This window comes from Shewanella khirikhana, from assembly GCF_003957745.1.
Taxonomy (GTDB): domain Bacteria; phylum Pseudomonadota; class Gammaproteobacteria; order Enterobacterales; family Shewanellaceae; genus Shewanella; species Shewanella khirikhana.
The window spans coordinates 3,065,905-3,090,434 of sequence record NZ_CP020373.1; the positions used below are offsets into that span (position 1 = coordinate 3,065,905).

Consider the following 24,530-nt stretch of genomic DNA (forward strand, 5'->3'; position numbering starts at 1 on the left):
TCTGTGACTGTGAAACGCATTGCCGTTACCCCCGGAGAACCAGCGGGCATTGGTCCGGATCTGGTGATCCAGCTGGCCCAGCAGGACTGGCCGGTACAGCTTGTGGTGTGCGCCAGCCCTGAGTTGCTGGAATCCCGTGCCCGCAAGCTGGGTTTGCCCATTACCCTTGAGCCATATGACCCCGCGGCGCCGGCCAAGCCTCAGGCTGCCGGTACCCTGTCGATTGTGCCTTTTGCACTGGCGGCCGAGGTGGAATGCGGCAAGCTCAATGAGCAAAACGGCAGCTACGTGGTCGATACCCTGCGCTTTGCCGGGGAAAAGAACATGAGCGGTGAGTTTGATGCCGTCGTCACGGGCCCGGTTCACAAGGGCATTATCAATCAGGCCGGGATTTCCTTCAGCGGTCACACTGAGTTTTTTGCCAATCAGGCAAACTGTCAGGACGTGGTCATGCTGCTGGCCTGCCCCGGTCTGCAAGTGGCGTTGGTCACAACCCATATTCCGCTGGCGTACGTGGCCAAGGCCATTACCCGCGAGCGTCTGCACAAGATCATCAGAATTTTACATGACGATCTGGTCAGCAAATTCGGTATCAACGACCCGAAAATTTATGTCTGCGGCCTGAACCCCCACGCCGGGGAAGATGGACACCTCGGCCGCGAGGAACTGGATATCATTATCCCGGCCCTCAACGAACTCAGGGAAGAGCTGAACTATAATATCGTCGGCCCCCTGCCTGCCGATACCCTGTTCCAACCCAAGTATCTGGATGACGCCGACGTAGTGCTGGCGATGTACCACGATCAGGGCCTGCCGGTATTGAAGGCACAGGGATTTGGCAAGGCGGTGAACATCACCCTGGGCCTGCCTTATATTCGCACCTCGGTGGACCACGGTACCGCCCTGGAGCTGGCAGGAACCGGCCGCGCCGACATCGGCAGTTTCGTTTGCGCCCTGAACAAGGCCATCGAACTGGCTGCCAAGACCAACTGATAGAGAGTCATGAGTAATAAAGTGCATTTGGGCCACACGGCCAGAAAACGTTTCGGTCAGAACTTTTTGACCGACGGCAATATCATCAATCGTATCGTGGGCGCCATTGCCCCCGATAACGACCACGTGATGGTGGAAATCGGCCCGGGTCTCGCGGCCCTGACCGAACCGGTGGCACTGTCCATCGACAACCTCACGGTTATCGAACTCGACCGCGATCTGGCCGAGCGTCTGAAAGTACACCCCACCCTGAAGGATAAACTCACCATCCATCAGGGCGATGCCATGAAGTTCGACTTCGGCCAACTGGTTGTGCCCGGTCGCAAGCTCAAGGTATTTGGCAATCTGCCATACAATATCTCCACGCCACTGATGTTCCATCTGTTCGAATTTGCTGAACACATTGAGAACATGCACTTTATGCTGCAAAAGGAAGTGGTGCTGCGCCTGTCTGCCTCACCCGGCACCAAGGCATACGGCAAGCTAACGGTAATGGCACAGTACTACTGCCAGGTTGTGCCTGTGCTGGAAGTGCCGCCCGGCTGCTTTACGCCGCCGCCCAAGGTCGACTCCGCCGTGGTGCGTCTGGTGCCTTATGCCCAGAAGCCATGGCCAGCCAAAGACGTAGAACTGCTGCGCAAGGTGTGTAATACCGCCTTCAACATGCGCCGCAAAACCCTGCGCAACAACTTAAAGCCGCTGCTGAACGACGCCGATTTTGAGGCGCTGGGCATTGATGCCGGTCTTCGCCCCGAAGACATCAGCGTGCCGCAATACGTTGCCATGGCCAACTATCTGTTCGACAAGCGTTAACCATTCCAAGAGAACGGCTTTATTGAAATGACGATGACTGACGTAGATCCCGCCATCAAGGTTCAGGTGGATACCGAATACCTCGAAGAGCAGTCCACGCCCGCTGACGACAAGTACGTATTCAGCTACACCATCACCATTATCAATCTGGGCGACAGAGCGGCCAAACTCGAGACCCGCCATTGGCTTATCACCGATGCCAATGGTCATATCACCGAGGTGCAGGGTGCCGGTGTGGTGGGCGAAACGCCAACCATACCGCCCAACACCGCCTATCAATACACCAGCGGTACCGTAATGGACACGCCTGTCGGCTTTATGGAAGGTCGCTACGGCATGGTCTGGGAAGATGGCAAATCTTTCTCGGCAGCCATTCCCGCCTTTCGCTTAGCCGTGCCGGGTGTACTGCACTGAGATGGCAAAGTACTTTGTTGGCGACATTCAGGGTTGTTACGAAGAGCTGATGCTGTTGCTGCTGCGGGTGGATTTTCACCCCTCCAAAGACGAGCTGTGGTCAGTCGGCGACCTGGTTGCCCGCGGGCCTCAATCCCACAAGGTATTGGGATTGCTGAGCTCTTTTGGTGATGCCGCCAAGGTAGTGCTTGGCAATCACGATTTGCACCTGCTTGCCATCACCGCTGGCCTCAAAAAGCCCAAACCCAGTGACAAGCTGAAAAAGCTTTTGGAATCCAAACACCTGCCAAGGTTTATCGACTGGGTTCGACATCAACCTTTGATGCGGGAACTGCCTGAGCACAAGCTCATCATGACCCATGCCGGGGTGCCGCCCCAGTGGGACTTGCAGACTCTCAAAACCGAGGCGAATGAAGTCAGCCAGGTGCTCAAGAGCGACAGCTATCTTGAGCTGATTGAGAGCATGTACACCGAAGAACCCGAAGGCTGGGATCCTAACCTTTCCGGCTATCTGCGCCACCGTTATTGCATCGATGCCTTAACCCGGATGCGCTTTTTGTATCCGGATGGCCGCCTGGATTTCGCCTGTAAAAAGCCGCCGCAGGATAACGACAGCGAACTGAAGCCCTGGTTTGAGTTCCCCTCGCAATTGGATGATTACACGCTGGTGTTTGGTCATTGGGCGGCCCTGATGGGGCACACGGGAAAAGCCAACCGAATTGCACTGGATACCGGCTGTTGCTGGGGCGAAGATCTCACCCTGTGGCAGCTTGAAACCGGGGAAAAAATTACCCAAAAGAAGTTAAATTAGGGTTAAACTAAAGTTTGCATCGGCCGATAAATAAGAGCCGCGCAATGCCATCGCAAGATGCTTTTTGATTCGGGAAAACAACTAAAACATCGCCGGAGTATCCTATGAAAGTAAAAGTCGCCACCAGAGTCATTGGCGGGTTTGGTTTTGTCACCCTTCTTTTGGTCGTACTCGGTGGCGCTTCGCTGGTCACCAACAACAGTCTCAAAGAAAGCACCGCCATCATGCAGAACCTCAGCATGCCGGCGCTTGAAGCTACCAGTCATTTATCAGAAACCCTCAGCGAACAGCAGCGCCTTATTCTTAAAGCCTTCCACAGCAAATCATCCACGGCGGTACCGCCGCTGGAAAAATCCTTTGTGCAGCTGGGCAACGATTTTCAGAGCAAGTTCTCAACGCTTTCCTCTTTGCTGCAAGACAGAGACAACTTTGCCGGCCAACTGAGCGCCCTTAACGGCAGCTATCAGGCCCTCGACAACAACAGTGACGCCATGCTGAAAGCTCGCTTCGAGTCACTGTCGCAGCAGGAAGCCTTGCTCAAACTGCGTGAGAAGCTGGAAAACAGCGCCGATGACGCGTCATCCAACCTGTTTGACCTCATAGATCTGGAAAGCAGCCAGAACGCCACCGAGCGCGAAATTGCTGCTGCGGCCAGCGCCATTGACACCACCATGACCGGCATCATCACCACAGTGTACGATCTGGTGGCAACCGAAGAGCAAAGCAAGTATGAGCTGATTGCCAAAGAGCTCGACTACATGCTCGGTGAAGTCAAAACCAAGATGGAATACGTTGCCCGCCACGGCGAAGGCGTCATCGATGAAGAGCTGGTCGATACCCTCAAACAGGACACCAGCAAGGTGCTCAAAATGCTTGAGGGACCAGATACGCTGGTAACCCTCAAAGCCAAGCAGCTTGCCAGTGCCCGCCTCGCGTCTGAAAAACTGACCAACGTAGAAAAGAACGCTCAGACAGTGACCGAGCAGATGAAGCGTCTGGCCAAAGACATCGAGTCTGTCACCAACGACATCAGTAATCAGGCGCTGTCTGATATCAACCGCGCCTCACTGCAGACCCTCATTTTAGTGGTGATTGCCATTGTGGTTGCCGTGGTGATCAGTATTGCCGTGGTTCGTCCGCTCAAGCGCTCGCTGGATCAGGTCAACGACGCCCTGAACGTGCTGGCCTCCGGTGACCTGACCCACAAGCTGGATGACTCAGGCCATGATGAATTTGCCGACCTGTCCCGCAACTGTAACCGTCTGGTGGATAGCCTGCGCGGTCTGATTGCCGGTATTCTCGACCGCTCAAACCAGCTGGCAGCAGCGGCCGAAGAAACCTCAGCCATCACCTCGCAAACCACCATCGGCATTCAGGAGCAAAAGAGCCAGGTTGACCAGGTCGCGACCGCCACAACTGAACTCAGCTCCAGCGCCCATCAGGTGAACATGAGCGCCGATGACGCCCTGAATCAAATCAAGAAAGCCGATGATGAAACCCAGCATATGCGGGCCATTGCCGATGAGAACAAACGCACCATTTTGTCGCTGGCCGATGAAGTCGCCAAAGCCAGCAAGGTGATCAACAAGGTGCATTCCGACAGCGCTTCCATCGGCTCGATCCTCGATGTGATCCGCGGCATTGCCGAGCAAACCAACCTGCTGGCACTCAACGCTGCCATCGAAGCGGCGCGCGCCGGTGAGCAGGGCCGTGGCTTTGCCGTGGTAGCCGATGAAGTACGTAGCCTCGCTTCCCGCACCCAGGATTCCACCCGCGAAATCCAGCAGATGATTGAAGTGCTGCAGCAAGGTACTCAGGAAGCTGTGGGTGTGATGCAGCTTGGTCAGAATCAGGCGCAGAGCTGCGTCGAGAAGACAGAACAGGCCAACCAGGCGCTGCAAACCATCAGCCAGTCGGTGCATCAAGCCTACGATGCCGGCACTCATATCGCCCAGGCAGCCCAGGAGCAAAACCTGGTCAGTCAGCAGGTGTCTGAAAAGCTTGAGCACATCGCGTCTATCTCTGAAGAAACCGCCCTTGGCGCCGAGCAGACTGCCAAGTCCAGCCATGAGGTGGCTCGCCTTGCAGAAGAACTGCAAAGCTCAGTAAAAGAGTTCAGAGTGTAAGCAGGCACGCTAAAGGCCCGCTGGGAACCCTAAAAACGATAATAAAAAAGCCCCTCTCATGGGGCTTTTTTATTGGCAGAAATCCTGAGTAAAAGCGGCTCATACTAAATTCGAGGCACAAAAAAACCGGGAAAACCCGGCCTTTTCGATACTGCGGTTCACACATACTGAGCGGCTATCAATCTTCCTCGCCACCACCGCCAGAGAGACGGTCTTTGATTGCGGCTGTGATAGGGCTGCCACCATGACCATTGGCTTCTGCCCAAGCCACAATTGTCATGCCATCGCCTTCAGTCGCACCAAGCTCGTTTGCAGACAAACGCTTGGCAATGAATTCACCCACGTCGTTGGCACCGGCTCCCATTGCGGTGCGCAGCAGACTGGTACCATCACAGCTTATGCCAGCATAGATGTTACGCAGTTTAACGCGACTTTCCTTGAGCTTTTTACGAAGACGGTTTTTGTCGTTCGCTTTCACGTAATCACAAATACTGGCCACCAATGGATCGGTATTTGCCTTGGCTTGTGTGGGAATAAAAGAAGCAGCTATCACAGCTGCAAGGGCCAGGGGCAACACACGCATCTGATACTCCTTGGTTTGTTATTTTATTTATGTATAAAACCGATAAACCGGCTTTACCTGTAAGGTACATACAAGCACAGCTAATTTAACACTTTTTTACCAAGGTGATAAAGCGATATTCCAGCCCTTTGGCTGACACATGTTGAGTGGTTTCAATCGCTTCCCATGAGCCATCATCCCAATCAGGGAAATGGGTATCGCCTTCGACATCCAGTGCTATCTCGGTTAAATATAGCTTATCTGCGCGTGGAAGCAGGGTTTTATAGAGCTGACCACCACCGATCACGACCAGTTCTTCACAATCACCGGCCAGGGCCATGGCCTCTTCGAAGGAAGCTACCAGACTAATACCTTCGTGGGGGTAATCGGTCTGACGGGAAATCACGATATTGTGGCGCCCTGGTAAGGGGCGACCGATGGATTCGAAGGTCTTGCGCCCCATCACCACCGGCTTGCCCAGGGTCATGGCTTTGAAATGTTTCAGGTCTTCCGGCAGATGCCAGGGCATCTGATTGTCTTTGCCAATCACGCGGTTATTGGCCATCGCGGCAATAATGGCGATACGCATCTAAGTTCCCTCTTTGTTTGTGGTTATATGACGGGACGGGTACGGTAATACAGCAAGCTAGGCAGCGCCAATCCAACCGACAGGGCGCCAAGAATAAACACGGTTTTCAGACCATTACTGATAACGGCGCCGGTTAGCTCCGGGCTCACCTGCGACTGGGCTGTGAGCTGCACTAAAGCAATCACGGTATTGAAAGCGTAGGTGCCCGGGATCATCGGGATAATGGCCGCTACCGCATACAGCAGCGGCGGCGCCAGATGACGCTTGGCAAACCCTATAGTGATCATGCCAACCAGGGCGGCGGCGGCAAAGGTCGCCCATTCGATGGGCAAGCCAAAGTGCAGGATCAGGGTACGGAAACTGTGCCCCAAAGCACCGGCCAGTGCGCAGTAAGGCAAGAACCGCTTCGGCACATTGAACACCATGGCAAAGCCCACGGCCGGTATGGCGGAGAAGAAAGCATCATTGAGCAGGGTCAGCAAAAGATTCACAGAAATTTGCCCCCCAGTTGCATGGCAATAGTAATGCCAATCACCGAGGCCACCGTGAGCAAGGTGGCGTGTCCCCAACGGGAAATCCCCACGTTCATATGGCCTTTTACCATGTCAGAAATGGCATTGATCATCGGAAAGCCCGGCACCAGCATCAGCACACTGGCAGCCATGGCAAGCTCAGGGGTCTTGGTGAGCGGGCACTCATACCCAAGCTGCGCCACCGCGGTGGTCACAAAAGCCGTCAGAGAAAACACCACCAGGGGGTTGAAGTGGCGCTTGGCTAAAAACAGCCGCGCCGCCATGCCAATTGCCGCCGCCAGGAAGGTTATGGCTGAGGCCATCCAGTCACCGCCAAACAGGTGGCAGAAGCTGGCACAGGAAAGGCCAATCATGGGAATAACCAGCATGGCTGGGTACGTTTTGGGAGCGATGCGGGCGAGGCGTTTACGCACCTCGTTGGGGCCGTAAAGGCCTTTTTCTGCCAGCAAACAGATACGCTGCAGCTCGCACACCACGCGCATATTGATGCCATGCTCGCGAATGCGGCGGGTCGTGGTGATACAGCGGCCGTGAACCAGGCTGGTGAGCACCAGCGAGTTGGAAGAGATGGAAAGTTCAATGCTCCCAAGCCCGAGGGCCCGGCCGAGGCGCTGGCTGATCTCTTCCACCAGATCAGACTCGGCGCCGTAGGCCAGCAGGAGCTGCGCTACGCGCACCACCTGCCGGGTTATGTCATTCTGGGTATCTGCGTACACAGCAATCCCCGATTGAAGGCTTATCTCTGGTAAATGACTTCCACGTCGTAGTCGTCATCGTCGAAATCATCGTCGTCATCATCCGAATCATCGTAATCCGGGTTCAGATCGTCAAGCTGAGCCTTGTGGTAGTTGTCCCACTTGAACTCCACTTCCTTATCAGGATCGGCGCTGGCCGCTTCATCCGGCAGACTCTTGATGAAGTCGTACAGCTTCTCGCTGAGCGCTTTGGTGCCTTCGCGGGTGGCGGCAGACATGGTGTACACATCGCCTTCCCAACCAAGTTCGGCCACAATGGCATCCACACGTTCCTGCAGCTCTTCTTCCAGCAGCAGGTCGGTTTTGTTAAATACCAACCAACGTGGCTTGGCAGCCAGCTCAGGTGAGTATTTTTCAAGCTCAGCCAGAATAGCACGGGCGCTTTCGGCCGGGCTTGAGCCATCGATTGGCTCGATATCCAGGATGTGCAGCAGTACGCGGCAACGCTCCAGGTGCTTCAGGAAGCGAATACCCAGACCTGCACCTTCGGCGGCGCCTTCAATCAAACCAGGGATGTCGGCAACCACAAAGCTTTGACCGGGACGCGGATTCACCACACCCAGGTTTGGCACCAGGGTAGTAAAGGGGTAATCGGCAACTTTAGGTGTTGCGCGGGATACGGCGCGGATAAAGGTCGATTTACCGGCATTTGGCATACCCAGAAGACCAACGTCAGCCAGCAGCAACAGCTCAAGGCGCAGCTCGCGCACTTCCCCCTTGGTGCCCAAGGTCTTTTGACGCGGGGCGCGGTTCACACTGCTCTTAAAGCGGGTGTTACCCAAACCGTGGAAACCACCTTTGGCAACCAACAGCTTTTGACCGATTTCAGTCAGGTCGCCCAGCACTTCGTCTGTGTCTATGTCCACAGCGCGGGTACCCACAGGCACGCGCAGGTAAAGATCTTCGCCGCCTTTACCGGTACAGTCGCGACCGCGGCCGTTTTCGCCACGCTCGGCCAGGTAAAAGCGCTCAAAGCGATAATCAATCAGGGTGTTGAGGCTGGCGTCAGCGACCAGATACACACTGCCACCATCACCACCGTCGCCCCCATCGGGACCACCGTCGGGAATATATTTTTCGCGGCGGAAACTTACGCAACCGCTGCCACCGTCACCGGCCTGAACCTTGATGACCGCCTCGTCGACGAACTTCATATCAACTCCTCACCACAGAATAGGGCAATTATACCGCCTGCAGCGTGGCAGACCAAAACTCTCTATAGCCCCAGACAAAACAAAAGCCCCACCAAAGGCGGGGCTTAATCAGCATAGCTGTAACGAAGCTTATTCTTCGATGCTAACGAACTTGCGGTTGTTAGGACCTTTAACTTCGAACTTCACCTTGCCGTCAGTCAGAGCGAACAGGGTATGGTCACGACCAATACCTACGTTCACACCGGCGTGGAACTTGGTACCACGCTGACGAACAATGATGTTACCAGCCAGAACTGATTCGCCGCCGAAGCGCTTTACACCAAGGCGTTTGCTTTCTGAATCGCGGCCGTTACGAGTAGAACCGCCAGCTTTTTTGTGTGCCATGAGTCAGACTCCTATTAAGCGTTGATAGCAGTGATTTTAACTTCGGTGAACCACTGACGGTGGCCCATCTTCTTCTCGTGGTGCTTACGACGACGGAACTTCTGGATAGTTACCTTTTCGCCGCGGCCGTGAGCAACAACAGTAGCAACTACCTTGCCGCCTTCAACCAGTGGAGCACCCACTTTCACGTTTTCGCCATCAGCAACCAACAGAACCTGATCGAACTCGATGGTTTCACCGGTAGCAACTTCAATTTTTTCCAAACGTACAGTATGGCCTTCAGCAACACGGTGCTGCTTGCCGCCACTTTGAAAAACAGCGTACATAGCTATTTTACTCCGAAAATTTCTGACGCCTCGGCCCTGAGTCCCTCGGGATAGGGGCGATTCGCCACAAAAAACTTTAATGACAATGGGCGCGGAGTTTACGCGAAGAATGCCCAGCTGACAAGCCCTAATTAGCAAAGTTTAAAAAAAGATCCGCATAACTCCCACATTGACCGGGCAACTACTGCCTTCTGCAATATTTTTAGGTAAGATCGCGTCTAATATAACACTTATGCCTAAAACAGGGCCTGATTATACCCTGCCCTGAACACCAGAGTCTGCTATGGATTTGAATGCGATTCGACAGCTGGCCGACGCCGACATGCAGGCGGTCAACCAGCTGATCTACAAACAACTGGAATCCGACGTTGCCCTGATTAACCAGCTGGGCTTCTATATTATTAATGGTGGCGGCAAGCGCCTGCGGCCATTACTGTCGGTACTGGCGGCCCGCGCCGTGAACTATGAGGGCGAAGGTCACCTTAAACTCGCTGCCATTATTGAGTTCATCCATACTGCTTCTTTACTGCACGATGATGTAGTGGACGAATCCACCCTGCGCCGCGGCCGTGAAACTGCCAATGCCCTGTTTGGTAACAGCGCCAGCGTTCTGGTGGGTGACTTCCTTTATACCCGTTCATTCCAGATGATGACCGAACTTGGCAGCATGAAGGTGCTGCAGGTACTGGCCGATGCCACCAACGTGCTGGCCGAAGGCGAAGTATTGCAGTTGATGAACTGCAACGACCCGGACACCACCGAAGACAGCTACATGCGGGTTATCTACTGTAAAACCGCCAAGCTGTTTGAAGCGGCTACTCGTCTGGCCGCGGTACTGGCAGGCAGTGACGAAAAGGTTGAAGAAGCTCTGGCCGATTACGGCAAATACCTGGGCACCGCCTTCCAGTTGATTGATGACCTGCTGGATTACACCAGCGATGCCGAAGAGCTTGGTAAAAACATTGGTGACGATTTGGCCGAAGGCAAACCAACCCTGCCACTGATTTACGCCATCAGTAACGGTAACGAGCACGAGCGCGGCCTCATCCGCACTGCCATCGAAAAGGCTGACGGCACAGGCGCCATTGAGGAGATCCTCGCTGCCCTGCACCGCTGTGGCGCCCTGGATTACACCCGTAAGCGCGCAGAAGAAGAAGCAGATAAGGCCATTGCCGCCCTCAGCGTGCTGCCGGAAGGTGACTTTAAGACAGCGCTTGAATCGCTGGCCAAAATCGCAGTCTCCCGCAGCAACTAATAGTCCGCAGCAACTGATTGCGCACTTCACTCAATAAAAAACCTCGCATCTGCGAGGTTTTTTATTGTCAACGATGGCTAAGCATCTTAGCCCATCACAGGCGCCAGTCGATAGGCTCGCCGCCCTGAGCTTTGAGCAGCTCATTGATTTTCGAGAAGTGGCCACAACCGAAAAAGCCACGATAAGCCGACAAGGGTGATGGATGCACCCCGGACAGCACCTGATGCTGAGGCGCAGTGATACCCTTGCCCTTTTTAATCGCGTGGCTGCCCCAGAGCACAAAAATGATTGGCGTCTCTTTTTCATTCAAAAGCTTGAGCGCCGCCGAAGTAAAGGTTTCCCAGCCCGCCTTGGCGTGGGAGTGCGCCTTGCCCTCCTCCACGGTCAGCACGGTATTGAGCATCAACACCCCTTGTTTCGCCCAGGGCAACAAATAGCCATGGGAGGGTATTTCAAAGCCGGGGATATCGGTACAAAGCTCTTTATACATGTTTACCAGCGATGGCGGCGGCTTAACTCCGGGCTTTACAGAGAAGCACAGTCCATGGGCCTGACCGGCGCCGTGATAAGGGTCCTGGCCAATCAGCACTACCCTTACTTTATCCAGTGGCGTGTGCTCAAACGCAGCAAATACCTCCTCTTCAGGAGGATAAATGGTTTTGCCACTTTGGCGCTCAGCGGCCACGAAGTCGATGAGGGTCTTGAAGTAGGGCTTATCAGATTCGGCGGCAATAAAGTCCTGCCAGCTTGCAATGGCCATGGGGCATCCGGGTCAAAATTCAAAGGCTGCAGTGTACCCCATAGTCGCGGCCAAATCAGCCGCAGTTGCCTGCCAGCCTGATGAGAGCCGATGCAGATCCCAATCAGGGCCGATGGCAGTGGCCTGCAAAGCCGGATCATGTAGAATCAGCAAAGACGAAAATACAGGACCCGACTATGTCTGAGACTAATACCAACCTGTTTGAACTTGCCGATAAATTTATTTCGCTGGCCAATGAGCTCAGCGCCGCCGAGGGCGATGTGGGTAAAGTAGGTACCGCACTGCGCTTTGCGGCCGCGCGCTTCAACGCCTTCGAGGCCGCCATTAAATCAGCCGATCTGCAAACCGAAAAGGCCAATGCCCTCAAGTGGTTCAGTGATGATTATCAGGACATGCTGAACGACAATCTGGACGACCATATTGCCAATCCGCCGGTGGTCCCCACCCCGGAAGCCGAGCCTGCCAGTGATAACGCCGTGCAGACTTTTAAGCTCTGAGTGCCGTTTTTTAGCCAGCAAAAAGGCCGCATCATGCGGCCTTTTTCATGTGTGGCTAACTCGTCAAAGCCCCTGCCACAGGGTCCAGATAACCCGTAGGCCAAGCAGGATTAAGATAGCTCCCGACAGCTTGTCGATAATCGCCGCCTTCTCACGAAGCTTGGGCAGCAACCTTGGATGCGACAGCATCAGCGCCACCAGGGTGTACCACAGACCATCCACCACCAGCGGCGTCAGCACAATAATCGCCTTGCCCTCCAGTGTGGATGAGGCCATCACAAACTGGCTGAACAGCGCCAGAAAGAACAGCAAAATCTTGGGGTTAAACAGCGAAATGGCAATACCATCCCGGGCAGCTTCACTCAGGGTAGAGACCTTGCCCGCCGCTAGCTTCTCCTGCATGCCGCCTTTTGAATTAAGCGCGCCCCAGCCCATCCACATCAGGTACAGGGCACCAATCAGCGCTATGCCATTGAACAGCAGCGGCGCCTCTTTCATGGCAAGCGCCAGCCCCAGCAGGGTAATGAGTGCGTACACCCCAATGCCGAGGGCATGGGCCCAGGCGCAGGCAATACCGGCACCGCGGCCGCCACCCAGGGTGTGGCGCACCACCATGGCCAGACTCGGCCCCGGCGACATGGCCCCCAAACAACACACGGCCAGCAGGGCCAGCCAAACACTGAAACTCATCCTTCCCCCAAAACTTGTTTCTTAATAAAACCCGGCGTTATTTTTTGCCTTCTTTATAAAACCGGCGCAGATCCCGGGCCAGAGCCTCGAGCGACGCGGGCTCAATATACATCATGTGCCCGGCCTCATAGTAGGTCATGGTTACGCCATCGGGGGAAATACCATTGTCAGCAAAGGTGTTTTCAGTGGCGAAGAAAGGCGTGGCAAAGTCAAAGTAACCATTGGCCACAAATACCCGCAGATCGCTGTTTTCCCGCTGCGCCTTGCCCAGCAGTGGCGCCACATTAACGTTGCTGGCCGCACCGCCATTGCCCATCTGCCAGTTCCATGTGCGATTTACATCAACGGATAACACATTGAAAGGTCGTTTGATTTTCACACCAAGCTCACCAAACAGGTATTCGTGAATGGCAGCGGTGTAGGCGGCATCGATGCCGTAGCCGGATGGGTCGTTATCGGTTCGCTCACCACCATCGTCATAGTCTCGGCCGGTGTAGCGGCTGTCGAGCCTGCCCACGGTTTGACTGCGGTCACGCAGCAGCTCCTTGGTATAGCGGCTGCCGGACACCCGCAGGTTTACCCGCGCCAGATACTCACTCGAAAGGCCGGTAAAACGCGCCAGCTGTTTGAGCACGGCGTCGTATTTGTCTTTGTCCAGACGATTCCCAAGCAGCAGCGCAGTGGCATAGTCACCCAGGGCAAACTGGCGCGAAGCCTCCACAAAGGCCGCCAGCCCCATGCTGCGATCGGTCTCACTCACCTTATTGTGGTAAAAGGCCGTGGCCGCCATAGTCGGCAAAAAGCCAATATAAGGTTGATTGTTGCCGTTTTGGAACCGAAAGTGACTGAAATCCAGCACAGATGAAATCAGCATCACACCATTAACGGCAATATCGGTCCAGCCGCCCTGCAGCTCATCCAGCAGTGCCACCGCGCGGGTGGTGCCATAGCTTTCGCCGGCCAGATACTTGGGGCTGTTCCAGCGGCCATTTTCCGTGAGCCAAATGCGGATGAATTCCGCCAGCGACTCCGCATCTTCGCGTACACCCCAAAAATCCTTGCCCTGACTTTCACCGAGAGCACGGGAAAAGCCGGTGCCTACAGGATCGATAAACACCAAATCTGATACGTCCAGCAGGGAATACTGGTTATCCACCAGGGTAAAAGGGGCGGCGCCATCATCACGGGCATCACCGGGTACCACCACCCGCTTGGGGCCAAAGATCCCCAGATGCAGCCACAAAGAGGCTGAACCTGGGCCGCCGTTAAACACAAAGGTCACCGGCCGCGCCTTGGGAGACTTCACATCGGTGCGGAAATAACTCACTGAAAAGATTGAGGCGATATCCTTGTCTTTGTCGTTTTGCAGCACGGTTTCCCCGGCCACCACCTTGTAGGCCATGCGCTGGCCACCCACATCTGCGCGATGTTCGGTGGTAAAGCTCTGAGGCGTTGCGACATTGTTTGCGGGCGCTTTATCGTCGGCGGCCAAGGCCAATCCTGGCAGGCACAGCCCCAGCAGCAAGGGAAGCAGTCGTTTCATGGTGTCATTCCTGTAGTTATTTTAGAGACAGGGTTAAGGCGATTTCCGGCAGCAAAAAAGCCAAAACAGCAAGAGTACAAATTGCGTCTGCCTCAGGCAAAAGGACAATTGCAAGCAAATGCTTTCGCGTTGCCTGGCAAAAGTGCGATTAAGTCACGATATTTGGTGACTTATAACAGCAGAAGCATGACGCCCAGCGCTCCCAGCCCTATAATGCCCTCAATACCACCGCCACCCGGAAACGCCCATGGCCAAACAGGAAAGCTTTTTGCCGGAAAATCGTCTGCTGCTGGATGCAGTCAGCGAAGGTATCTATGGTTTTGATTTGGATGGGAATGCCGTATTTATCAATCCGGCGGCCGAACGCATGACCGGCTGGCAGGCACAGGAACTGCTCGGCAAAACCATCCATAACTTCCACCACCACAGCCACGAAGATGGCAGCCACTATCCCCAGGAAGACTGCCCCATCTATCAAACATTGAAAGACGGCAAGGCCCGGGAAATCAGCAATGAAGTGTTCTGGCGCAAGGATGGCAGCAGCTTCCCGGTGCACTACAGCTCAACCCCGGTGTGGCAGAATGGCAAGCTTAAAGGCGTAGTCGCGATATTTCGTGATATCAGTTTACAAAGGCAAACCGAGCAGTCGCTGCGCCAGGCGCTCGAGCAGGTGCAGGCGCTGTCAGAGCAGCTGGCATCGGAAAACTCACTGCTGCAGGCCGAGCTTGAGGACAAGCGCGGCCCCTCACAAATCACCGGCAGCAGCGAGTGCATTCAAAACCTGCAAAAACAAATCCGTCTGGTAGCCAACACCGGCAGTACTGTGCTCATTCAGGGCGAGAACGGCACAGGCAAAGAGCTGGTTGCCCGCGAGCTTCATCAGCTCAGCAGTCGCCGCGACAAACCGATGATCTCGGTAAACTGCGCCGCCTTCTCGGCGTCACTGCTCGAAAGCGAGTTGTTCGGCCATGAAAAAGGTGCCTTTACCGGCGCCAGCAGCCGTCGCAAGGGTCGCTTCGAGCTGGCCCACAGTGGCACCTTGTTTTTGGATGAAGTGGCCGAACTTAGCCTGGAGGCGCAGTCCAAGCTGCTGCGGGTTATTCAGGAGCAGGAGTTTGAACGCCTCGGCGGCAGCGAACGCATCAAGGTGGATATCCGCCTGATTGCCGCCAGTCACCATGATTTGCAAAAACGGGTCGAACAGGGGCTGTTCCGGATGGATCTTTTCTACCGCCTGAATGTGTTTCCGCTGCGGGTTCCACCGCTACGCCAACGCACCGAGGATATTCCCGAGCTGGTGCAGCAGCTGCTCAAAGGCCTGTCGCAAAAGCTTGGCAAGCCCCTTGCCGGAGTCGACAGCGCCAGCCTTAAGCGGCTGCAACAGTACAATTGGCCCGGCAATGTGCGTGAGCTGCAAAACCTGCTGGAGCGGGAAGCAATTCTGAGCCGCGAACCTATCCTCAAGGTCAGCTCCATCCCGGGCAGCAGTAATTTGCCAATAGCGGGAAACACCCTGGCCGAAGTGGAAGCAAGCCACATTCGCGCGACCCTGGATGCCTGTCACTGGCGGATCTCGGGGCCATCCGGCGCCGCAGCAGCCCTGGGGCTGCCCCCAAGCACCCTGCGTTCACGGATGCAAAAGCTTAAGATCCATCGCCCCGGGTTGGGTCATTAATAAGAAGCCTGCCGATTCCCCCCATCTGAGCCAACAAACAAATGCACAGTGCAGCTCAACGCCAGCAAAAGTCACGATATATCGCAATGTAACGATATATCGCGACCCCATGGTGCCAACCAAAGACGTCACCCATTGATAATCAATGAGTTAGCACAACACCCAACTGGCACAGCTCTTGCCATTAACGCCCTTGTGTGAGTCATTCAGGAACAACCAAGGTGCAACAAAGCAATCAATCTCAGGGAAGCATTCCCGTCACTTTTATCCCATCCGCAGACCAAGAGCCTTCAGCCGCAAAAGGGCCTTCAGCGAAGAGAGAGCCTTCAGCCTTAAAACAGCCTTCAACTGGCCATAAACCCTCCCAAAAAGCGGCGGCCAAAAGCAGCGGCAAAATTCAGTTTCGAAGCCAGTCAGGGCTGTTTCAGCGCTGGCGCACTGCCTCAGGTGCTGGCCTGATAGCGCTGTTTTTTCTGCTGCCCTTTATCAGCTGGCACGGCCGCCAGGCCATCTGGTTTGATTTGAGCAATCAGCAGTTTTACTTCTTTGGCACCAGCCTGTGGCCCCAGGATTTTACCCTGCTGGCCTGGGTGTTTATTGCCGCCGCCTTTGGTCTCTTTTTCGTGACCCTGTTTTGGGGCCGGGTCTGGTGCGGCTTCTTATGCCCACAAACCCAGTGGACCTTTATGTTTGCCTGGGTCGAAGAGAAGTTTGAAGGCAGCCGCAATCAACGCATCAAGCTCGACAAGGCGCCCTGGAGCCGGGAAAAACTCACCAAACGTGTTGGGAAGCACAGCAGTTGGCTACTGATGTCACTGCTGACCGGCTGCGGCTTTATCGCCTATTTCGTCCCTGCGCGGGAGCTTTACCCGGCCATTTTCAGCTTCAGTGCCGGATTCTGGGACACCGCCTGGGTGTGGTTTTTTGCTATTTGTACCTACCTCAATGCTGGGTGGATGCGCGAGCAAATGTGCCTGCATTGCTGCCCCTACGCCCGGTTTCAGTCGGCCATGTTCGATGAGTTCACCAAAACCGTGACTTACGATGCAGCCCGTGGCGAAAGCCGGGGGCCACGCAAGCGTAAGGCCGCCACCAACCTTGGCGACTGCGTCGACTGCAATCTGTGCGTTGAGGTTTGCCCCACCGGCATCGATATTCGCAATGGCCTGCAGTATGAGTGCATTAACTGCGGCGCCTGCGTCGATGCCTGTAATCAGACCATGGCCAATTTTGGCTACAAACCCGACCTTATCGCCTTCGCCAGTGAGGCCGAGCTTAAGGGGCAAACGCCGCCATTGTGGCAGCGCAAACGTTTTATCGGCTATGGCCTGGCACTGGTGGTTATCCTCACCACCATGGGGCTGGACATGGCAAGTCGCAGCGCTATCGAACTCAATGTACTGCGTGACCGTCAAAGCCTCTATCGTCAAACCGGCACCGGCGGCATCGAAAATACTTACCTTCTGAAAATCCGCAACAAAACCCAGCAGCCACGGGAATACAGCATCACGGTGGCAAGCCCAATGCCGCTGGCAGTTTCGGCGAGTTTTGTCAGCATTGGGCCCGGCGAGCAAATTGAGCTGCCGTTGACGCTGACGGCGACTGGCACCATTCCAGCCAGTCGCAGCAAGCTTGTATTCAGAGTGAGCGATAACGGGGATGAATCAGAAACTGTCCGACAGGAATCGGTGTTCTTCGCCCCATAACGGCGCAATTCGGGGTGTGCGCCAGGTCAAAGGGCGGCCGTACAGTCGGCCGCTTTCACCTTGGCTTAAGGGCGCTTCTTTATGCTGAAGGGGTGATTGCATAAGGAATAACCGATGATCCTCACTCTCAGCACCCTGATGACCCTGCTTCTTGTTACCGCCGTGGTGGCGCTGATTATTGCCCGCAGCAAGGGCAAACCCATACCGCTGGCGGTCATTCCCGTGATTGGCCTGATGGCGCTGATGGTGGGCTCGGCCACCTATTTTGTGCATAGAGCCAGCGATCAGCAGGATTACCGTGAGCTGCTGTGGCAACCGCTGGCGGTGGATAAAATCCCCATGCTGGTTCAGGGCGGCTATACAGTATTTGTTGATTTGCACTCAGACTGGTGCATGGCCTGTCAGACCAACCGGGTCGGCGTGCTGCATCGCCCCGAGGTGGTCAGCACCCTGCTGTCAGGCAAGGTGGTACTGATGCAGGCTAACTGGAGTCAGGAAGCCGAACGTATCGCGCCTTATTACGGCAATGTCGCCGCGCCCGGCGCCCCCTTTAACAAGGTCTACGGCCCGTCGCTGCCAAAGGGCAGAATTTTGCCTGGGGAACTTAGCGAAAAAGACGTGATAACCGCCATCCATGCCGCCAAGGGCCATGGCTGACAATTGAGTGCCCCATAAAAAACGCCGGCGATTGCCGGCGTTTTTGTTTACATCTGCATCAGATTTCGTAGTGCAGACCACACTCGCGCTTCATGCCATTAAAGCGGGTGTCTTCTTCACTCATGCCAAGCTCCAGCGGCTTGGTGGAGTGAGTATCGCCCACGGACACATAGCCCTGCTCCCACAGCGGGTGATAAGGCAACTCGAACTTGGTCAGGTATTCATGCACATCCTTGTTGCTCCACTCGATAATTGGCAGCAATTTGAAGCGATTACCATGAATGGCAAGAATGGGCAGGCCTTCGCGGGTCGATGCCTGGGTGCGGCGAAGGCCGGCAAACCAGGTACCCACTTCCAGCTCTTCCAGCGCCCTTTGCATAGGCTCAACCTTGTTGATGCGGTTGTAGCGCTCAAGGCCGTCCAGTCCCTGCTCCCACAGCTTACCGAAGCGGGCTTCCTGCCAGGCAGCGGTTAGCGGGGCGCGGTACACCTTGAGGTTCAGCTTGAGGCGTTCGGTCAGCTCATCGATAAAGCGGTAGGTTTCCGGGAACAAATACCCGGTATCGGTCAGCACCACAGGCACATCGCTTTTTACCTGCGTTACCAAATGCAGCATCACCGCCGCCTGGATACCAAAACTGGAGCTTAAAATATGCTCGCCGGGTAATTCACGCAGCGCAAATTCAACCCGCTCGGCAGGCGTGGCCTTGGCCAGCTGCAGATTGATGTCCGCAAGCGCGGCCGTTTGCTCGGCTGCGTCCAGACTAAGTAAATCGTGATAATTCATGCTTATCTCCAAGGGTTCTGGCGTCGCTAGAGGTCTTGGCACCGGCCATAGGGCCGCCAAAACAAACGGGGGAAGCCTTGCTTCCCCCTGACTGGTCTCAGGCGTGGAAGTCGGTTTTACTGACTTTCACTTCGGCAACAACACCCACCCGAATAACAAAATCACCAAAACATTCACCTGGGTTACGCTCAACTGACCAGCGGCCAATCAAGGTATCCAGTGCAGCCAGAATTTCCGCTTCGGCTACGTTATCCAAATACAATTTCGGAATACGGGTACCCGCAGTGTTACCGCCTAGATAAAGGTTGTATTTGCCAGGACCACGGCCCACTAAACCGGCTTCTGCCAACATGGCGCGGCCGCAGCCATTCGGGCAGCCCACGACGCGCAGGATGATATGGTCATCGGCAATGCCGTGCTTGCTCAAAATCCCTTCAACGTGGGTGACCAGGGTTGGCAGGTAACGTTCGGCTTCTGCCATCGCCAGCGGACAGGTTGGCAGTGACACGCAAGCCATCGAGTTTTTACGCTGAGTAGTCACGTTTTCCAACAAACCATGACTGCGCGCCAGTTGCTCAATCTGCGCTTTATCTTCGGCTGCAACCCCTGCGATGACCAGGTTCTGGTTTGCCGTCATGCGAAGATCGCCTTTATGCACTTTGGCAATTTCAGCCACACCCGTTTTCAGCGGCTTACCCGGGTAATCGAGCAGACGGCCGTTTTCGATAAAGAGTGTTAAATGGTGCTTACCATCTATGCCTTCCACCCAACCAAAGCGATCGCCACGGTGGGTAAATTCGTAAGGACGGCTTGGGCCAAAGGCCACGCCAACCCGTTGTTCCACTTCAGATTTGAAAGCGTCTACGCCGATACGATCTATGGTGTATTTGGTTTTGGCATTTTTGCGGTTAACCCGATCGCCGTAGTCACGCTGCACTGTCACCACGTGCTCTGCGACTTTCAGCACATGCTCAAGACCGATAAAGCCCAAATCTTCTGCCCGGCGCGGATAAGTGGTTTTATCGCCGTGGGTCATCGCGAGGCCGCCACCAACCAACACGTTAAAACCAACCAGCTGGCCATTTTCGGCGATAGCGACAAAGTTCAAGTCGTTGGCGTGAACATCGACATCGTTATGCGGCGGGATCACCACAGTGGTTTTAAACTTACGCGGCAGGTAGCTATCACCCAGCACCGGCTCAGTTTCCGTGGTTTCTACTTTTTCTTCGCCCAGCCAAATCTCGGCATAGGCGCGGGTTTTTGGCAGCAAATGTTCAGAGATTTTCGCAGCCCACTCATAAGCTTGCTGGTGCAACTCCGATTCCACAGGGTTTGAGGTACAGAGCACGTTGCGGTTTACGTCACCTGCGGTGGCAATCGAGTCGATGCCGATTTTATTCAGCATCTGGTGCATCGGCTTGATATCCGGTTTAAACACCCCGTGGAACTGGAAGGTCTGGCGGGTGGTTAACCGAATTGAGCCATACATGGTGTGCTCGCGGGCAAATTCATCAATCGCCAGCCATTGCTCAGGCTTGATAATCCCGCCGGGCATACGCGCCCGCAGCATCACATTGTGCAGCGGCTCCAGCTTTTGCTCCGCGCGCTCAGCACGTAAATCGCGGTCATCCTGCTGATACATGCCGTGAAAACGCACCAACATGAAGTTATCACCGGTAAAACCACCGGTAATCTCGTCTTTTAAATCTGTGGTGATAGTGCCACGCAGATGGTTGCTTTCAGCCTTCAGACGCTCGTTATCAGACAGCTGGCCCTGCACCTGCAGTTCAGGTTTAATTGGATATTGGCTCATTAATAAACATCCTTCTGATAACGCTTGCTCTCGCGTAACTCTTCAAAATACTCGTCGGCTGCTTCTTCAGACAAGCCACCGTGGGTTTGGGCAATCTGTAATAACGCCTGATGTACATCTTTTGCCATCCGGTTGCCGTCACCACAAATATATAAGTGCGCACCTTGTTGCAGCCAAGACCAGACTTCGGCGCCTTTGGCAGCCAGTTTGTCCTGCACATACACTTTTTGTGCTTGATCGCGGCTAAATGCCACATCCAGGTGGGTTAACACCCCACGCTTCAAGTAGTCCTGAAGCTCCACCTGATATAAGAAATCACGGGTGAAATGCGGATTGCCAAAGAACAGCCAGTTTTGGCCGGTCGCACCTGCGTTATCACGCTCTTGCAGGAACGCCCTAAACGGCGCAATACCTGTGCCGGGGCCAATCATCAACACTGGCGTATCGGGGCTTGGCAGGCGGAAGTTGTCATTGTGTTCAACAAAGACTTTTACCGGCTCTCCTTCAGCCAAGCGCTCGGCCAAGAAGCCTGACGCACCACCTAAATGGGTGTTGCCAAAAGCATCGTAACGCACCACGCCAACGGTTAAATGCACTTCTTCGCCCACTTCGGCCTGGCTTGAGGCGATGGAATACAAACGTGGCTGCACTTTGCGCAGGCTGTCTACCAGCTGCTGTGCGCTGATGTTGGCAGGGTTTTGCACAATCACATCGGCACTTTGTTTATCGGCCAGATAAGCGCGCAGCGCGTCTTTGTCTGCGCCAAGCGCCTGCAATTCGGCATTGTTGCTCGCCTCTGCGTACTTGGTCACCAGCGACGGATAAGCCTGGGTAAGCTCCAGCTCGTCGGTTAACGCCGCTTGCAGGGTTAACGTCTGGCCAGACAGTTCAACTTGCTCGCTGCCGGTTAAACCTGTGGCGGCCAGCACGCTGGCGACAAGCTCCGGCGCATTGCGGAAATACACCCCTAAAGCATCACCCGGCTGATAGCTCAGGCCAGTGCCTTCCAGCGAGATCTCAATATGACGCACATCTTTAGTGGAATTACGCGCTGTGATCTTTTGATTAACACTTAACTCAGCTGTCGCTGGGTTTTGCTTATCATACTGGCTGTGGCTGCCCGCGGTGCCAGTCGCACCTGGCCATGCAATCACTCGCTCGCTAGCGGCGCCTGATGCTTTAAGCAGCGGTGCAAACACATCCAAGGCTGCTTCCTGCCAGTTTTTCGCACCCTCGGCATAATCGACGTCGAGCAGGGCCGGCTCATGCAAGCGTTTTGCACCCAATGCAGCCAGTTGGCTGTCAAAGTCAGTGGCGGTTTTGCAGAAGAACTCATAGCTGGTATCGCCAAGGCCCAACACGGCAAATTGCAGCTCAGGTAACTTCGGCGCTTTTTTACCAAACAGGAACTTATAGAAACTAACAGCGCTCTCTGGTGGCTCACCCTCGCCATAGGTCGAGGCAACAATGATGAGGAATTTTTCTTTTGCCAACGCATTGGTTTTATACGAGGCAATATCCTGTAACTGCACAGCTAAGCCACGGCTTTCTGCCGCAGCTTTGATTTTACTGGCCACGCCTTTGGCATTGCCGGTCTGCGATGCGTAAAGCACCGTTAACGTAGCAGCTTCCTGGGCAGCTGGCGCTGCAGCAAACGCCCCCCCAGCGGCAGATTGCGCGCTTGCCGCCAGATAACCACTGACCCAGGCCAGTTGCACGGCATTGAGTTCAAAGCTCAGACTCTTGAGCTTGTCGACCTGCTCGGCACTGAGCGGGGACGCGAGGGATGATAATTCTTTTAACAGCATGAGGACGACCCAGTGACATTTTGATGGATGCTAGCTTAGAGAAGTTTTTCCAAAGCAAAAAAGAATAAATATTAATTTTTAATTCACTTTAGGAATATGCAGAGTCGATTTTTTAAGCTACAAAAGTGTGGCTTGGCGCAAAATTTTTGCTCCGACCAGTGGCTTAAGTCGCCACATGAAGAATATGCGCTTGTGTCAGCAGGAAGACTTGCCACAATGAGCTCACGCCGTGGAAAGCTCTGTCCCCTACAGACAGTCGCTTGAACCGAACGGTTCAATCAGTCTTGCCCTGTTTCGCCCGACACAGGACACGGTGTGTTCATGTTTTTTCAACCATCAGGGAATCGTCATGCAAATTGGAATTCCGAGAGAGAGTCTCGCCGGTGAAACCCGGGTCGCTGCGACCCCGGCCACGGTAGAGCAACTTAAAAAGCTCGGCTTTGAAGTGGCTATCGAATCTGGTGCCGGCACCCTTGCCAGCTTCAGTGATGCAGCCTTCGAGGCGGCGGGTGCCAGCGTAGTGCCCTCCGTATGGCAGGCCGACCTTATCTTTAAGGTCAATGCCCCAACCGAAGATGAAATAAAAGAAATCAAAGACGGCGCAACCTTGGTGAGTTTTATCTGGCCCGCTCAGAACCCTGAGCTGGTTGAGAAATTATCAAAGCGCAACATTAACGTGATGGCGATGGACATGGTGCCGCGCATTTCCCGCGCCCAGTCGCTGGATGCCCTGTCATCCATGGCCAACATCGGCGGCTACCGCGCCGTGGTCGAAGCCGCTCACGAGTTTGGCCGCTTCTTCACTGGCCAAATCACCGCTGCCGGTAAGGTGCCGCCCGCCAAAGTACTGGTGATTGGTGCCGGTGTGGCCGGTCTTGCCGCCATAGGTACCGCAGGCTCCCTCGGCGCCGTGGTTCGCGCGTTTGATACCCGCCTTGAAGTGGCGGAGCAAATCGAGTCCATGGGTGGCCAGTTCCTCAAGCTCGACTTCGGCGGCGAAGACGGCGCTTCATCCGACGGCTACGCCAAGGTAATGAGCGAAGAGTTTATCAAGGCCGAAATGGCACTCTTTGCCGAGCAAGCCAAAGAAGTCGACATTATCGTTACCACCGCCCTTATCCCCGGCAAGCCAGCACCGCGTCTTATCACCAAGGAAATGGTGGATTCGATGAAGAGCGGCTCTGTGATTGTGGACATGGCGGCCGCCACCGGCGGTAACTGTGAATACACGGTCCCGGGCGAGCTGTTTGTAACTGCAAACGGCGTGAAGGTGATTGGTTACACCGACCTGCCAGGCCGCCTGCCTGTCCAGTCGTCGCAGCTTTACGGCACCAACCTGGTGAACCTGATGAAGCTGATGTGCAAAGAGAAAGACGGCAATGCCGTTATCGACTTTGACGATGTGGTGATGCGCAACATGACTGTGGTCAAAGCCGGTGAAGTGACCTTCCCGCCACCACAGATTTCCGTGTCTGCCGCTCCGGCCAAAGCCGCCCCCAAGGTAGAGCTGAAAAAAGCCGAGCCCAAGGAGCCTTCCAAGCTCAAGTACATTCTGGGCGCTTTGGGTCTGATTGGCTTTGGCGCCGTGGCAAGCGTGGCACCGCCTGAGTTCTTGTCCCACTTCACCGTGTTTTTGCTCTCCTGCGTGGTGGGCTACTACGTGGTGTGGAACGTAACTCACGCGCTGCACACGCCGCTGATGTCGGTCACCAATGCCATCTCGGGCATTATCGTGGTGGGCGCACTGCTGCAGATTGGCGGCGGCTCGACGCTGGTTACCGCGCTGGCCTTTGTTGCCGTGCTTATTGCCAGTATCAACATCTTCGGTGGCTTTACTGTCACTCATCGCATGCTGAAGATGTTCCGTAAGGATTAAGGG

General features: G+C 55.0%; 24 protein-coding genes. 11 read left to right on the top strand and 13 right to left on the bottom strand.

Going from position 1 to position 24,530, the window contains the following annotated elements:
• Positions 1 to 3 precede the first annotated feature (3 nt).
• The 5 genes from pdxA (at position 4) to STH12_RS13440 (ending at position 5,157) form a co-directional block, all read left to right on the top strand.
• Positions 4 to 993, top strand: coding sequence for a 4-hydroxythreonine-4-phosphate dehydrogenase PdxA (gene pdxA / locus STH12_RS13420; protein ID WP_126168002.1), 990 nt, complete (start codon positions 4 to 6; stop codon positions 991 to 993).
• A gap of 9 nt (positions 994 to 1,002) precedes the next feature.
• Positions 1,003 to 1,806 (top strand): 16S rRNA (adenine(1518)-N(6)/adenine(1519)-N(6))-dimethyltransferase RsmA, encoded by an 804-nt coding sequence (gene rsmA / locus STH12_RS13425; RefSeq protein WP_126168003.1) that lies wholly within the window; start codon positions 1,003 to 1,005, stop codon positions 1,804 to 1,806.
• A gap of 33 nt (positions 1,807 to 1,839) precedes the next feature.
• The gene (gene apaG, locus STH12_RS13430; protein ID WP_126168004.1) at positions 1,840 to 2,220 is read left to right on the top strand and encodes a Co2+/Mg2+ efflux protein ApaG; all 381 of its coding nucleotides are present in this window, start codon (positions 1,840 to 1,842) and stop codon (positions 2,218 to 2,220) included.
• Between the two features lies 1 nt (position 2,221).
• On the top strand, positions 2,222 to 3,031 hold the full coding sequence (locus STH12_RS13435; RefSeq protein ID WP_126168005.1) for a symmetrical bis(5'-nucleosyl)-tetraphosphatase: 810 nt from the start codon (positions 2,222 to 2,224) through the stop codon (positions 3,029 to 3,031).
• A gap of 104 nt (positions 3,032 to 3,135) precedes the next feature.
• Positions 3,136 to 5,157, top strand: a complete 2,022-nt coding sequence (locus STH12_RS13440; RefSeq protein WP_126168006.1) for a methyl-accepting chemotaxis protein — start codon at positions 3,136 to 3,138, stop codon at positions 5,155 to 5,157.
• A 178-nt stretch (positions 5,158 to 5,335) separates the two neighbouring features.
• Here the strand turns inward: STH12_RS13440 and STH12_RS13445 are convergent, their stop codons facing one another.
• The 7 genes from STH12_RS13445 to rplU form a co-directional block, all read right to left on the bottom strand.
• On the bottom strand, positions 5,336 to 5,740 hold the full coding sequence (locus STH12_RS13445) for a DUF3718 domain-containing protein (RefSeq protein ID WP_126168007.1): 405 nt from the start codon (positions 5,738 to 5,740) through the stop codon (positions 5,336 to 5,338).
• An 85-nt stretch (positions 5,741 to 5,825) separates the two neighbouring features.
• Positions 5,826 to 6,308 (bottom strand): type 3 dihydrofolate reductase, encoded by a 483-nt coding sequence (gene folA, locus STH12_RS13450; RefSeq protein ID WP_126168008.1) that lies wholly within the window; start codon positions 6,306 to 6,308, stop codon positions 5,826 to 5,828.
• Between the two features lie 23 nt (positions 6,309 to 6,331).
• On the bottom strand, positions 6,332 to 6,799 hold the full coding sequence (locus tag STH12_RS13455; protein WP_126168009.1) for a threonine/serine exporter family protein: 468 nt from the start codon (positions 6,797 to 6,799) through the stop codon (positions 6,332 to 6,334).
• Positions 6,796 to 7,557, bottom strand: coding sequence for a threonine/serine exporter family protein (locus STH12_RS13460; protein ID WP_126168010.1), 762 nt, complete (start codon positions 7,555 to 7,557; stop codon positions 6,796 to 6,798). Before STH12_RS13460 ends, STH12_RS13455 begins: the two co-directional genes overlap by 4 nt.
• Positions 7,558 to 7,577: 20 nt before the next feature.
• On the bottom strand, positions 7,578 to 8,750 hold the full coding sequence (gene cgtA, locus STH12_RS13465) for an Obg family GTPase CgtA (protein ID WP_126168011.1): 1,173 nt from the start codon (positions 8,748 to 8,750) through the stop codon (positions 7,578 to 7,580).
• Between the two features lie 129 nt (positions 8,751 to 8,879).
• Complete coding sequence (gene rpmA / locus STH12_RS13470) at positions 8,880 to 9,134, bottom strand: 50S ribosomal protein L27 (protein WP_037439204.1); 255 nt, start codon at positions 9,132 to 9,134, stop codon at positions 8,880 to 8,882.
• Positions 9,135 to 9,148: 14 nt separating this feature from the next.
• Positions 9,149 to 9,460: a 50S ribosomal protein L21 gene (rplU, locus tag STH12_RS13475; protein WP_126168012.1), complete on the bottom strand. Its 312-nt coding sequence runs from the start codon at positions 9,458 to 9,460 to the stop codon at positions 9,149 to 9,151.
• 283 nt (positions 9,461 to 9,743) lie between these two features.
• On the opposite strand from rplU, the gene ispB reads away from it, so the two are divergent.
• Positions 9,744 to 10,715 (top strand): octaprenyl diphosphate synthase, encoded by a 972-nt coding sequence (gene ispB / locus STH12_RS13480; RefSeq protein ID WP_126168013.1) that lies wholly within the window; start codon positions 9,744 to 9,746, stop codon positions 10,713 to 10,715.
• A 94-nt stretch (positions 10,716 to 10,809) separates the two neighbouring features.
• Here ispB and ung read toward each other — a convergent pair whose 3' ends face one another.
• Positions 10,810 to 11,475: a uracil-DNA glycosylase gene (ung, locus tag STH12_RS13485; protein ID WP_126168014.1), complete on the bottom strand. Its 666-nt coding sequence runs from the start codon at positions 11,473 to 11,475 to the stop codon at positions 10,810 to 10,812.
• Positions 11,476 to 11,651: 176 nt separating this feature from the next.
• Here ung and STH12_RS13490 point away from each other — a divergent pair, with 176 nt between their 5' ends.
• Positions 11,652 to 11,972 carry a DUF3144 domain-containing protein gene (locus STH12_RS13490; RefSeq protein WP_126168015.1) on the top strand — a complete coding sequence of 107 codons (321 nt, stop codon included), beginning with the start codon at positions 11,652 to 11,654 and terminating at the stop codon, positions 11,970 to 11,972.
• 63 nt (positions 11,973 to 12,035) lie between these two features.
• Here the strand turns inward: STH12_RS13490 and STH12_RS13495 are convergent, their stop codons facing one another.
• On the bottom strand, positions 12,036 to 12,662 hold the full coding sequence (locus STH12_RS13495) for a LysE family translocator (RefSeq protein ID WP_126168016.1): 627 nt from the start codon (positions 12,660 to 12,662) through the stop codon (positions 12,036 to 12,038).
• Positions 12,663 to 12,699: 37 nt separating this feature from the next.
• A complete protein-coding gene (locus STH12_RS13500; protein ID WP_126168017.1) occupies positions 12,700 to 14,205 on the bottom strand; it encodes a S10 family peptidase in 1,506 nt (501 codons plus the stop codon).
• Between the two features lie 247 nt (positions 14,206 to 14,452).
• Between STH12_RS13500 and STH12_RS13505 the strand changes: the two genes are divergently transcribed.
• The 3 genes from STH12_RS13505 (at position 14,453) to STH12_RS13515 (ending at position 18,243) form a co-directional block, all read left to right on the top strand.
• On the top strand, positions 14,453 to 15,880 hold the full coding sequence (locus STH12_RS13505) for a sigma-54 interaction domain-containing protein (RefSeq protein ID WP_126168018.1): 1,428 nt from the start codon (positions 14,453 to 14,455) through the stop codon (positions 15,878 to 15,880).
• Positions 15,881 to 16,146: 266 nt separating this feature from the next.
• Positions 16,147 to 17,586, top strand: coding sequence for a cytochrome c oxidase accessory protein CcoG (gene ccoG, locus STH12_RS13510; RefSeq protein ID WP_164551301.1), 1,440 nt, complete (start codon positions 16,147 to 16,149; stop codon positions 17,584 to 17,586).
• 114 nt (positions 17,587 to 17,700) lie between these two features.
• Positions 17,701 to 18,243 carry a thioredoxin family protein gene (locus STH12_RS13515; RefSeq protein WP_126168020.1) on the top strand — a complete coding sequence of 181 codons (543 nt, stop codon included), beginning with the start codon at positions 17,701 to 17,703 and terminating at the stop codon, positions 18,241 to 18,243.
• A 58-nt stretch (positions 18,244 to 18,301) separates the two neighbouring features.
• Here STH12_RS13515 and STH12_RS13520 read toward each other — a convergent pair whose 3' ends face one another.
• From STH12_RS13520 to STH12_RS13530, 3 genes are all read right to left on the bottom strand, one after another.
• Positions 18,302 to 19,030, bottom strand: a complete 729-nt coding sequence (locus STH12_RS13520) for a phosphoadenylyl-sulfate reductase (protein ID WP_126168021.1) — start codon at positions 19,028 to 19,030, stop codon at positions 18,302 to 18,304.
• Between the two features lie 97 nt (positions 19,031 to 19,127).
• Positions 19,128 to 20,843, bottom strand: a complete 1,716-nt coding sequence (gene cysI / locus STH12_RS13525; protein WP_126168022.1) for an assimilatory sulfite reductase (NADPH) hemoprotein subunit — start codon at positions 20,841 to 20,843, stop codon at positions 19,128 to 19,130.
• The gene (locus STH12_RS13530) at positions 20,843 to 22,651 is read right to left on the bottom strand and encodes an assimilatory sulfite reductase (NADPH) flavoprotein subunit (protein ID WP_126168023.1); all 1,809 of its coding nucleotides are present in this window, start codon (positions 22,649 to 22,651) and stop codon (positions 20,843 to 20,845) included. Before STH12_RS13530 ends, cysI begins: the two co-directional genes overlap by 1 nt.
• 349 nt (positions 22,652 to 23,000) lie before the next feature.
• Between STH12_RS13530 and STH12_RS13535 the strand changes: the two genes are divergently transcribed.
• Positions 23,001 to 24,527 carry a Re/Si-specific NAD(P)(+) transhydrogenase subunit alpha gene (locus tag STH12_RS13535; protein WP_126168024.1) on the top strand — a complete coding sequence of 509 codons (1,527 nt, stop codon included), beginning with the start codon at positions 23,001 to 23,003 and terminating at the stop codon, positions 24,525 to 24,527.
• Positions 24,528 to 24,530: the final 3 nt, after the last annotated feature.